We start from the raw sequence: 12,998 nt of genomic DNA, 5'->3' as shown, positions 1-12,998 counted from the left end.
AACGTTTGCGTAAATTTTAGGCGTTTTATTGTAATTTAATATCATTATTTTAGAAATTGATACACATACAAGTGCTAACCATTTCTAAACACAAATGAAAACTAAAATTGCCATCGTTTTATTACTCCTGTGCTTTTCTGGCGCAGGCTTTGCACAATCATTAAAACCTTATAATCTTTCCTTTCCTAAACTCGCCAACAAATGGGATGAAGCCATGCCTTTGGGAAACGGTATGTTAGGTGTTTTAATCTGGGAAAAAAACAATAAACTTCGCCTTTCATTAGATCGTGCAGATCTGTGGGATGAACGAAAAGCGCTGGATATTTCGAAGCTTAACTTTAAATGGGTAGAAGAGCAGGTTCTCAAAAACAACTACGCTGCCGTTCAAAAAATAGGCGATGAACCCTATGACAGAAGTCCCTATCCAACCAAGTTGCCTGCTGCAGCAATGGAATTCGATCTTGCTAAACTAGGTAAAGTGGTATCGAATGAGCTGGATATCGAAACGGCTTTAAACACCGTTAAATTCGAAAATGGTACCGTTTTTAACTGTTATATCCATGCCGCCCAGCAACAAGGATATTTTAGTTTTGAAAATCTTAAATCAACGGCCATCTTACCGAACTTAATTGTGCATAATTACGCCAATAATGTAACAGAAAAAGGTGATAACAGCCATGCAGGCGAAGGCTTACAGAAACTGGGTTATACCAAAGGAACTGTTACCCATACTGCAAATAGTATCCGATATCATCAGCCTACTTACGAAGGTCATTATTATGAAGTGTTGGTACAATGGAAAAAAATGGCCAATGGCAATGTAATCGGCTCCTGGACCATCAGCAATGATAAATCGGCAACCTTAGCTGTTATCTCTTCAACCGCTAAAGAGCCTACCAGCTGGGGTACACATACCAAATGGTGGAAGGATTTCTGGAATAAATCGAGTATTTCCGTGCCAGATCAACTCATACAAAAACAGTATTATTTAGAACTATACAAATTGGGTTGCGTAGCCAGAAAAGGTGCGCCAGCCATCACTTTACAAGCTGTTTGGACGGCTGATAACGGGAGCTTACCACCCTGGAAAGGCGATTTTCATAACGACTTAAATACCCAGTTGAGTTATTGGCCAACTTATACCGCTAACCACCTGGCCGAAGGTGCCACCTTTACCGATTGGTTATGGAAAATCAGAGAACGTAATCTGACTTATACGAAGCAATATTTTGGCGTTGAAGGTTTAAATGTTCCAGGCGTAATTACACTAAATGGCGACCCAATGGGTGGATGGATCCAATATGCGCTTTCACCAACGGTAAGTGCATGGACCTCGCAGCATTTTTATTGGCAGTGGAAGTACAGCATGGACGATACTTTTCTTAAAACCAGGGCCTATCCGTACATCCATGAAGCGGCAACCTATCTCGAAAATATAACGCGCTTAAAAGATGGTAAAAGAAAATTACCACTGAGCTCTAGTCCGGAGTATAACGATAACAGTATTAAAGCCTGGTTCTTAAACTGGACGAATTTTGATTTAGGTTTAGCAAAATTTTTATTTAAAGCAGCTGCAGAAGTAAGCAAGGCAAACGGTAAAATAGACGAAAGTAAACATTGGGCAGAAATATTAAATCAATTGCCCGATTATGAAATAAATGAAACCGGTTTTACGATAGCACCCGGATCTAACTTAACGAGTTCGCACAGACACTTTTCGCAATATATGGCCATTTATCCGCTCGACTTATTAGATGTTAACCATCAAAAAGATAAAACCATTATTGAGAACTCCTTAAAACAGTTAGAAGAAATTGGTACAAGGGCATGGTGTGGTTACTCTTTTAGCTGGATGGCTTCTTTATATGCGAGAGCTTACCAGGCTGATAAAGCCGCGAAACAACTGGAAATTTTTGCTTCAAATTTCTGCTCACCAAATAGTTTCCACTTAAACGGCGATCAGAAAGGGGGGCAGTACTCTGGTTTTACCTATCGTCCGTTTACCTTAGAGGGCAATTTTGCTTTTGCACAGGGCGTTCAAGAGCTTTTATTACAGAGCAGAAATGGTTATATACAGGCATTTCCGGCTGTACCACAAAGCTGGAAGGATGTTACTTTTAATAACCTGCGTACCGAAGGTGCCTTTTTAGTAAGTGGTAATAAAGAAAACGGTGTGCCAACAAAAGTAAAAGTGTATGCAGAAAAAGCAGGTGTACTTCGGATTAAACTACCTTTTAAAACCTATGTGGTAAAAAATCTGCCTGTTGGAACGGTGAAAATGGGCGATGATGGAATTGCCGAAGTGAACCTGAAAAAACAACAGACCATTGTTTTTGAAAACGGTTACGAATAATACTTTAGTAAAAATGAATTAACTGCAAAGGATGCTGAGCTTTCACTCTGCGTCCTTTGCGGTTAAATTAACAAAACTATAAATATCAACCATTCCCATGCGTAAAATCAGATTTAAAAAAGCAGCAAGTTATACATCAATAGGTTTAAGCTGGTTTTTGATATTAATAAGCTGTTCGCTAAAAGCACAAAGTCCATCAGCCTTACAGCTTAGCCAGATTAAACGGGGATACGGCATGTTTATGCACTTTGGCTTAAATACCTTTAATGAAGTGGAATGGTCTGATGGCAAACTACCTGTTTCCTCTTACCGGCCTGATCAATTAGATTGCGATCAATGGGTGAAAACGGCAAAAGAAGCTGGGTTTAGGTATGTTATTTTGGTAACCAAACATCATGACGGTTTTGCTTTATGGGATAGTCAGTATACCGATTACGATGTTGCATCATCACCTGTAAAAACAGATGTTGTTGCTGCAGTAGCTAAAGCCTGTAAAAAATATGGAATCGAACTGGGTTTCTATTATTCGTTATGGGATCGGCATGAACCTGCGCATAACAATCCTGACCCGCAGGTTTATGTTAACTTTATGAAAAACCAGTTAACTGAACTATTAACCAATTATGGTAAGATATGTGAAATCTGGTTCGATGGAGGCTGGGCAAAAAAAGATGCCGACTGGCATATTCCTGAGCTTTACAGTCATATCCGCAAATTACAGCCCAATTGTTTAATTACCGTAAACCATACCATTGGTAAGCCTGAGAAAATTACGGCCATACAAAACCCGACCGACATGCAGAAAGGCGACCCTATCCGCTGGTGGCCAGTTGATTTTAGGACTAAGGATCCGAATCTGGCACGATGGGACGACCCCAAAATGTTTACGCGCGACGGTGCTTCGCATTATTTAATATTAGAGCATACCTTGTGTTTATCCGATCGGTGGAACTGGTTCCAGAAAAAGGAAATGTTACCTGCACGCGGAGTAGATGAATTGGAAGAGTTATTCTATTGGACAACGGCCAACAACAATATCATGATTTTAAATGTTCCGCCTGATCAGCACGGACAAATCAGGGCGCATGAACGTTTACGGATTTTAGCACTGGCAGATAGGATAGGCATTAGGAATGGTAAAAATCAATTGCCGGGTGGTTATACCAATCTGGCTTTCAATGTACCTATTGAAGCATCCAATTCGAGTGCAGATAAAAAGAATGCACCAGAGAAAGCCAACGATTACAGTTTAGAAACCTGGTGGACGGCTGGCGATACCACGGCAACCTTAACCATGGATTTAAAAGGTCCGAAAAAAATAAACAGGATTACCTTAATGGAGCAACCGGAAATGATTGATCTTAAAGATGGCTTTTCATCTATCCGTAAGTTCCACATTCAGCAGTATAGTATAGCTGTTTTTAATGGTGAATGGCAAACCATTTATACCGGCGAAAGGGTAGAAGCCTGTAAGATTATCAATTTGCCTGAATATGTAAATGCTTCAAAAATCAGGTTGAATATTATTTCTTCAAAAGGCATCCCTTCGATTAGCCATTTTTCTGTTGCAGACCGGAAATCGAAAGGATTGAGAGCGATAAGTAAATAATCTTAAAAAAAGCAGAGGGGGCGAAATCATCCCGGAATGCCCCCTCTATAGTCATTATTAACATCACAGTAAGAATGTAACTAAAAAGTGGATTCCATCCCTAGTGTCCCTTTATTAGCTTAGTTACCTGTGTATTGCATTAATATGATCATGACAAACGTAGCACATATTAGTATTTCTTGAAATAGATAATAGATGAATAGGCATAAACACTCTATGAATGGATCGATAGATTCCATGAATGCTTTAGCCTGTATCCCAATTAATTGTAATTATGATCTCTAAAAGCAAAATTTTTAAGCATTTGCATCTATCCTGCTGAATGATAATTGATGAAATTTAAGCAGTTTTTTAATCAAAGGGCACAGGTTTTTAAAACTGTAAGCACAAAGCTGATAGGTCTGTTGATTGAGCAAGTGCTGATGAACCCATAATTGATTTCGTTAAAATGTATCATGTTCAATCAGAAAATGAGTGGATTTTGAAGCTTTTAAAAGAAAACAGGTTTAGGTTTTTTGATTAGATTGTCTTAATTATAAAAGTTATAACATACATCATGAAATTAAAATCTTACCTAATCTTTGTATGCTTTTCAATTGCGATCTTATTGCTGCACAATGTGATATCATCTTTATTAAAAAAGTGATAAGGAGCAGTAAAAGTTTTTTTAAACTATGTATATTTGTGTAGTTGCGCTAAACTTTTTATTGTTTTTTGTAAACAATTATTTTTGAAAATACTACCAAAACAGAATAACTATTTAACCATAATAGCCTCATCACCACTAAAACAAGTTACTCACGGATGAAAACCATAATTTTTACCACTATTTTATTTGTTGTAGCCAGCACTTCAGGCTTTGCCCAAAAAATAAAAATAGCCTGCGTAGGCAATAGTATCACCTATGGCATGGGCATTGCCAACCGCGAAAAAAACAGTTACCCGGCACAGTTGCAAAATATGTTAGGCAGTGGATACGAGGTCATGAACTTCGGTCATAGCGGCGCTACCGTGTTAAAAAATACCGTCAATCCTTATTGGAAAACCAAAGCATACGCCGATGCCTTAAAGAGCGAACCCAATATCGTACTGATCAAATTAGGTACCAACGATAGTAAAGGACAAAATAGAAACAGATATGATGAATTTGAAAATACGTACAAGGAACTGATTAACAGCTTTAGGCAATTATCAACTAAACCCCGCATTATCTTAGTTGCCCCTGTCGCTGCATTTTCTACCGATACCACTTACATTTCAGATCCTGTTCTGGTGAACCGGATTATCCCAATGATACAGCATGTAGCGTATCGTGAAAAACTGGAAATCATTAACCTCCATCCGCTGTTTGTTGATAAGGAAGGTATGTTTCCGGATAAAATCCATCCTGCATCAATTGGTGCTTCTATTATTGCAACCAGGTTATATGAAGCCATCACTCAAAACAGAACTGAAAATTCCGACATTTTTTCTAAAATAAAGGAAGGCAAAAATATCACTGAATTTAATGGCTTTGAATGTGCCAGCTTTAAATTTAACGGGCGTGATTGTAAGGTGGTTAAACCAAAGGTGGTGGCGAAAGGCCATCCTTGGGTATGGCGTGCCCGTTTCTGGGGGCATGAACCACAAACAGATGTTTCTTTACTGGAACGTGGTTTTCATATTGTTTACTGCGATGTCGCAGAGCTTTTTGGCAATGCCGAAGCCGTTGGCTTGTGGAATAAGTTTTATAACCTGATGCAAACATGCGGACTTTCGAAAAAAGTAGCTTTAGAAGGTATGAGTCGTGGTGGTGTTTACGTGTATAATTGGGCCCTGGCCAATCCCGAAAAAGTAGCTTGTATTTATGCAGATGCGCCTGTACTCGATTTAAAAAGCTGGCCGGGCAAGAAAAGAAATGCAGGAGCAAAAGAGCCCTGGGAAGATTTTAAAAAAGATTATAACCTTACAGAAACACAGGCCGATAATTTTAAAAACAGCCCCTTAGATCACGCCGCAAAAATTGCCAAACTGGGTTTCCCGATGCTGCATGTGGTAGGAGATGTGGATGATGTGGTACCTATTGCCGAAAATACCACACCTTTCGAAAAAATAGTACGTGAAAACGGAGGCAATATCACCGTAATCCATAAAGCAAATGTTAACCATCATCCGCATAGTTTGCCAAATCCTACGCCCATTACCGATTTTATTTTAAGGGCAACCGGACAGAAGGTAAATTTCGCAGCGATTGCGGTTCCAGGCTCAGAATACAGATCGGGTGCAGGCTGGACACTAGGTAAAGACTGGTGGGCACAGCATGAAAATATAGATAGTTTGTTGCTGGCCGAGAAAAACCTCGATATTCTTTTTTTAGGCAATTCGATTACCCAGGGCACCGGTGGACATAGAACTTCGGTAACCTATAAACCCGGCTTTAAAGCTTTTGATAGTGTTTTTGTAAACTTAAAATGGGAAAGCGCAGGTATTTCTGGCGATAGAAGCCAAAATATATTATGGCGTTTGCAAAATGGCAATTATGCAAAAGCTAAACCAAAGGTAATGGTGGTGATGATTGGTGTGAACAACATTAGTGCAGGCGATAGTCCTGAAGAAATTGTAGCAGCCATTAGCAAAGTAACCGATTGGACCAGCAAAAATATGCCTTCAACCAAGGTGCTTTTATTGGGGCCTTTGCCTGTTGGGATAAAAAGAGATGATGAAAGGAGATTGAAGTATGAAAAGGTTCATTTATTACTGGCTAAACTGCCGCGCAAAAATTATACTTACCAATCAATTGCCTCTCCGTTTTTATTGCCAAATGGCGATTTAGATCCCACCAAATATGGAAGCGATGGCATTCATTTACAGGCAGACGGCTACAAGGCCTGGGCAATGGCTTTAAAACCAATGATTACAAAGTTATTAGCTGAGAAATGAGTGTTTATGATAAATAGGATACAATAGATGCCTTTAAGATACTTTCATCAGGCGAAATGAAAGGGTATTAAAATTAGATTGTAAATTTACGGGTAGGTATCATCAAGGTAGAATTGTCATCCTGCCTAAGGGAGACCTGAAAATGTAATAACAAACCTTTTAAATACGATCTATATCAAACCACAAATGAAAAAAATAATATTAATCAGTGCACTATTACTCTGTAAATTAAGCTATGCCCAGCAAAAGCCCAATATTGTAATCATTATTTCTGATGATCATGCTTTTCAGGCCATAAGCAGTTACGGCAGTAAATTAACTAAAACACCCAATATTGATCGTATTGCCCAATCGGGCGTAACCTTTAACAAAGCTTATGTAACCAATTCTATTTGCGGGCCAAGCCGGGCAGTTATATTAACTGGATTATACAGTCATAAAAATGGCTTTAAAGATAACGAGACCTCTCATTTTGATCATGGTCAGGATAATTTCGCCAAACATCTTCAGGCTGGCGGATATCAAACCGCGTGGATAGGCAAGTTGCACCTGGGTGATAAACCTCAGGGATTTGATTATTACAGCATCCTGCCAGATCAGGGACAATACTACAACCCCGATTTTATCGATATGAACGGTAAAGCGGTACACAAAGAAGGTTATGTAACCAATTTAATTGAAGATGCATCTGAACAATGGTTAGATAACAGAGACCAGTCAAAGCCGTTTTGCCTGGTTATAGGACACAAAGCCACACACCGTACCTGGCTTCCTGATACGACTGATATGGGGAAATTTGATCAGGTAAAATTCCCTATGCCTAAAAACTTTTACGACAATTATGTAAACCGGGAAGCTGCAAAAGTACAGGATATGACGATTGATAAAACCATGTTAATGGGCTACGATCTGAAAATGCTTTCTTACAGTAAAAATGGAGAGGGTAGCGTTAACCGAATGAATGTAGCACAACGAGCGAGGTTTGATGCTTACTATAAACCCATTGAAGCAGATTTAAAAAGCCGGAATTTATCCGGTAAGGCTTTGGTAGAATGGAAGTATGAGCGTTATATGCGCGATTATTTAAGCACAGCTGCATCGCTCGACCGAAACATTGGCCGTACACTAGATTACCTTGAGAAACACAATCTGACGAAAAATACCATTGTTATCTACCTTTCAGATCAGGGTTTTTATTTAGGTGAGCATGGTTGGTTTGATAAACGTTTTATGTATGAAGAATCTTTCAGAACACCCATGGTAATGAGTTACCCAGGCGTAATTAAACCAGGTAGCAAAAGTGAAACATTCGTCATGAATCTGGATATTGCACCAACATTGCTCGATGCCGCAAAACTTAACATACCACAGGCCATGCAGGGAAAATCGATGCTGCCTTTGTTTCAATCAAAAAAAGTGGCCTTTAGGGATGCCATGTTTTATCATTATTATGAAAATGGAGAACATTCGGTATCACCGCATTTTGGTGTGAGAACCGAACGATATAAGTTAATCCGCTTTTATAAACGTGTTAATGCCTGGGAGTTATACGATCTGAAAAATGACCCTTCAGAAGAAAATAATTTATATGGCAAAAAAGGATACGAAGGTATTGTTACCCAGCTAAAAGGCAAATTAAACAAGCTTATCGATCAATATGAAGACCAGGATGCCAAAAGCATTATGGCAAAACTTTAAATATTACTCAAGATGAAAAAAACAATATTTTCCATTATTCTCAGCTTTTTAGCGTTATCACTTCATGCCAATATCCGCCTGCCGGGTATCTTAAGCAGCAATATGGTAATGCAACAAAAATCGACGACCAAACTATGGGGCTGGGCTTCGCCTGCAGAGAAAATAAAAATTACCACATCCTGGGATAATCAGGTTACCGAAGTTAGTGCTGATGGAAATGCGGCCTGGCAGGTTGAGCTGAAAACCCCACAGGCTGGCGGTCCGTACAATATCACTTTTCAGGCTGGAAACAAAATTGTACTCGAAAATGTATGGATAGGAGAGGTATGGGTATGTAGCGGGCAATCGAACATGGAATGGAATTACAGTACCGGAATTAAAAGCGTTAAAGAAGAGTTCGAACACCTGAGCAAACTGAATATCAAACTATTCAATGTGCCAAAAACCACTTCAAAAACACCTCAGGATGATATCAATAGCACGTGGACCGTTTGCGACAGCAATAGCTTAAAAACTTTTAGTGCAGTAGGCTATTACTTTGGTAAACACCTCAACCAGGACCTGAATATCCCTATAGGTCTGATTAACAGCAATTGGGGTGGTACTCCTGCCGAAACCTGGACTCCTGAGCAACTGGTAGAAAATAATGCGGTATTGAAAGACGCAGCAACGAAAAATGCACCTACTGCCTGGTGGCCGGTAGCACCTGGTTATACTTACAATGCCATGATTGCTCCTATGGTTAATTACAGCATTGCAGGAACCATTTGGTACCAGGGCGAAAGTAACAGAGATACGCCTGCAAGTTATACCGAATTAATTAACACGATGTTAGGTGCCTGGCGCAAGTCCTGGAACAATGATTTCCCTTTTTATTACGTGCAGATCGCCCCTTTTAAATACGATAAATACAATGTTGGGGCATTGGTGCGGGAGGCGCAAACCAGGAACCTCTCGACATCAAAAACGGGTATGGTTGTTATTTCTGATCTGGTTAGCGATACTTTAAATATTCACCCTAACAATAAAAAAGATGTAGGCTTACGTTTGGCAAATTTAGCATTGGCCGAAACCTATGGACAGAAAAAAGCAGGTTATAAAAATCCACTTTTTAAATCCTTTACAGTAGAAAAAAGCGATATCGTAATCGAATTCGATAATGCAGAAAGTGGATTGACAATTAAAGGAGATACGCCAAAGGAAATTTTTATCGCTGGTGCAGATAAGCTGTTTTATCCGGCAAAGGTTAAAGTAAAAGGTAATAAGCTTTTTGTTTCAAACGGACAGGTAAAAACCCCTGCCGCGGTGCGCTATCAATTTAGCAATGCAGGTATAGGCAATCTCTTTAGTAAAGCTGGTTTACCTGTAGCCCCTTTCAGAACCGATAATTGGGACGTTGATACCAGCAAAATCAAAAAGTAATACAAGCAACAAGAATTAATCTGTTTTATTGAATAAATAAAAAGCAGTTGGTATTTCTACACCAACTGCTTTTTGTATTTACTGGTTCTTTTGTCCCAGAATTTTATTGATTATTTTTTGATAAGCATCTGCATATTGCATCATGCCTAAATCGTTAGGATGGGTGCCGTCAATTGTACTCTCATCGGTAAAACCAATCTGTTGGGCAGTAAGGATGAAAATATTTTTGTTACCCTCTTTTTTTAATTTTTGATAAGTATTGGACAGAATCTTTGATGTCCAGATATACCTGCCGGTTAATTCCGAGTCTAAATTGAGGTGAGCCAAACCACCGCTGTGTTCGACCAGCAAAATCGGAACTTTAGGGTGTTTTTGTTTAAGATCATTTACCGCATTAACAATCCTGGTTTCAATCTCGGTTTCACTATAGGTTTTTTTGTCGTGTAAATTAGGCTGACAGTCTAAAACGAAAAGCTGCGCATCAATCTCATTAATTAAATCAATCAATGGTTTTTCCAGGCGGCCATTGCCCGAAAAGCCTAAGTTAATTACAGGTTTATTTAATTTCCTGCCCAATATATTCGACCAGGCTAAACCTGGCCTGCTGGCCGATGCACCTTGCATAATAGAGGTACCATAAAAAACCAGTGGCAATTTTTCGTCAGCCATTTCTACCTTAAAGTCGAACTTCTTTTCTACCCCTATTTTAAGCCATTTCGGTGTATTGTATAGTGGAAGATACAGGCGATATTTTTTAATATTTACCGTACTGTCGAAGTTTTGATATTTAAAACTGATGGTATCACCAAAACTGTATGCCCCTTTAACCCAATGCCAGTTATTTTTGGTGTCCTGTGCATAGAGGTCTACGCCGCTAACCCCAATGGTCACCATGTTTTCCATGCTTTTTCCTCCGGTTACCTGATAGTTAACCCGGATTTGGCTGGCATTGGTTACAAAATCAAGGTATTCGCCTGCGGTATTCTTGGCCAGGTTCCACACCGCATCTCGTACATTTTTTTCGGCTTTTGCAGGTATTCTGGTAAAATAATTTGCACTATCGGTATTTTGCCAGGCCTTACCTTTTAAGGTGGTGTAATCATTAGATCGTGGGTTAAACCACTTAAAATCGGTGTTTTTTTGTGCGTAAGATGCGCTAAAAAAGCACAACGTACATACCAAAAATTGAATCTTTAAACTTATGCTCTTAGTCATTTAACAGGTTTTTTACTTTTTGCAGCATTTCATCTGCAGAGGTGTTTGCCAATAATTTAATGTCGAAGGTGGCCAATGCACTATTCAGCGCATGAAGTTGTTTGGTGTTTTTATTGGCAGTATACTGCGCTTTCAATAACAAAATCTTTTCAAAATCCTGGGCGCCTTCAATAAGCTTTTCAAACCTAACCGAACTCAATGGACCTGGGTAAATTTGGTAGGTATCGCCAGCTGGCCAGGCCGTAAAACGACTATCCACCAGCGGATTTTTTGTCCAGCTGTTATAAGCCCATCTTACATATCCATCCATGGCTTTATTAGCCGAATACCAGCCCATCCAAACCTGTTCTGCTGGTGAAGAGAAGGTAAAAGCATTTGGATAGGGTTCGGTGCAGCAAGTATACCAGGTGCTAATTTTGCCTTGTTGCTTACGCTTTTGCAGTACCTCGGCAGGGAAGTCCCATTTCGATGCGATGCAATAGTTATCGATATCACCTTCTATCTCGCCATGGTAATCGCCGGCAAGTGCTATTTTCCAATCTTTATCTGTTTCTTTTAATAATTTGATCACCGCTTTCATGGCTTCCATAGGCCTTTCATCCATCGCAATATAAGTTTTGGCAAACCATCCTTTTTGTTTTAAATGCGCAGTGAAATCAACCAACATGGTTTTCCAGAAACGATTATAAGGTTCCGATCCAATGGCATCCTTAAGTACAGCTTCTTTCCCAAGATTTTCATCATAATAGGTGAAGGCAATTTTCCAAGGCACCATACTATAGCAGTTTATACGGTCTGTAATACCACATTCCAGTACAAATGCGATGTATTTATCAAATAAACTATAATCGTATTTCCAGCTGCCATCCTTCTTTTTGGTCCATTTAATCAAACTCGGATAATCATCAAAAGTTTGATGGCCCCAGGGTTCGTTTACGATACTGGCTGTGATTGTTTTTTGCCCTGCATTGGCCAGCATTTGATAATATTCTTTCATTAAGGAGAAATGTTCGGCACTCCAGGTTTGAACATTGTGTACACGCGCGACGGCCCGTGGGTGTTGCCAAAGATCTAAATCGTACTTCCATTTGCTGGCAGGAGGGAGCGTTCTGTCTAATACCTGAACCGCAATTTGTAACACCTGTTCTTTATCGCCAATTACTTTAATCTGACCAGTATAACTGCCTGCTTTAGCGTTTGCCGGTACTTTTATACTTAACCAAACCGGTTGGGTATTGTTTTTTGACAGGCTAAGCGCTGCGGTTTTAGTATCTATAATGTCGGCTACGTAAGAAGAATCGAAATCTTTTGCTTTCCGGTAACCACAACCACCTTTAAATTCGTCGGTAATTACATATTTTAAAAATCCGCTGCTGATGTTTTCTTTTTTTAATACATTTCCTTGTGCATCTTTCAGGTCAGAAACCTGTAGTTTGATCGATTTTGTTTGTGCTCCGCTCCACAACAACACTTGGGTGTTTATTTTTTCACCTTTCCATGCTTTTGTCGACCATGTTTTCTGCATCGCTATTTCAGGCGGCGCTTCTTTTGCAAAACGTATATTTGAAGAGGCAAAACTAACCTGTAATCCAGGGTTAACTTTGCTCCAATCGATATTAGCATTAGGCCTGTTTTGAGCCTCAGTGGTTAGATAAAAACCTAAGAAACAGAATAAGAATAGATATTTCATCCTCCAAAATAGTAATTTGCTGATTAAAAAAATGCCATTTTCAGGCTAGCCCGTATACGCAAACGTTTGCTGTTGTGTAACGAAATAGATAG

Annotated in this window: 7 protein-coding genes; 5 read left to right on the top strand and 2 right to left on the bottom strand. The window is 39.4% G+C overall.

Going from position 1 to position 12,998, the window contains the following annotated elements; all coding sequences use genetic code 11:
* The first annotated feature begins 94 nt into the window (after positions 1-94).
* The 5 genes from CA265_14250 (at position 95) to CA265_14230 (ending at position 10,001) form a co-directional block, all read left to right on the top strand.
* Entirely contained in the window at positions 95-2,353 is a 2,259-nt protein-coding gene (locus tag CA265_14250; protein ARS40755.1) for a hypothetical protein, read from the top strand.
* 97 nt (positions 2,354-2,450) lie between these two features.
* Positions 2,451-3,962 carry a hypothetical protein gene (locus CA265_14245; protein ID ARS40754.1) on the top strand — a complete coding sequence of 504 codons (1,512 nt, stop codon included), beginning with the start codon at positions 2,451-2,453 and terminating at the stop codon, positions 3,960-3,962.
* A gap of 804 nt (positions 3,963-4,766) precedes the next feature.
* Positions 4,767-6,881 (top strand): G-D-S-L family lipolytic protein, encoded by a 2,115-nt coding sequence (locus tag CA265_14240; GenBank protein ID ARS40753.1) that lies wholly within the window; start codon positions 4,767-4,769, stop codon positions 6,879-6,881.
* Between the two features lie 186 nt (positions 6,882-7,067).
* Positions 7,068-8,579: a sulfatase gene (locus CA265_14235; GenBank protein ID ARS40752.1), complete on the top strand. Its 1,512-nt coding sequence runs from the start codon at positions 7,068-7,070 to the stop codon at positions 8,577-8,579.
* Between the two features lie 12 nt (positions 8,580-8,591).
* Positions 8,592-10,001, top strand: coding sequence for a sialate O-acetylesterase (locus tag CA265_14230; GenBank protein ARS40751.1), 1,410 nt, complete (start codon positions 8,592-8,594; stop codon positions 9,999-10,001).
* A gap of 78 nt (positions 10,002-10,079) precedes the next feature.
* On the opposite strand, the gene CA265_14225 is transcribed toward CA265_14230, so the two are convergent.
* Together CA265_14225 and CA265_14220 are read right to left on the bottom strand one after the other, a co-directional pair.
* A complete protein-coding gene (locus tag CA265_14225; protein ARS40750.1) occupies positions 10,080-11,216 on the bottom strand; it encodes a hypothetical protein in 1,137 nt (378 codons plus the stop codon).
* Positions 11,209-12,906, bottom strand: a complete 1,698-nt coding sequence (locus tag CA265_14220) for a hypothetical protein (protein ID ARS40749.1) — start codon at positions 12,904-12,906, stop codon at positions 11,209-11,211. Before CA265_14220 ends, CA265_14225 begins: the two co-directional genes overlap by 8 nt.
* Positions 12,907-12,998 lie beyond the last annotated feature (92 nt).

It is taken from the genome of Sphingobacteriaceae bacterium GW460-11-11-14-LB5, from assembly GCA_002151545.1.
Lineage (GTDB): Bacteria > Bacteroidota > Bacteroidia > Sphingobacteriales > Sphingobacteriaceae > Pedobacter.
Note: the sequence above shows the minus strand (reverse complement) of the source record. Positions and strands in the feature narration are given on the sequence as shown.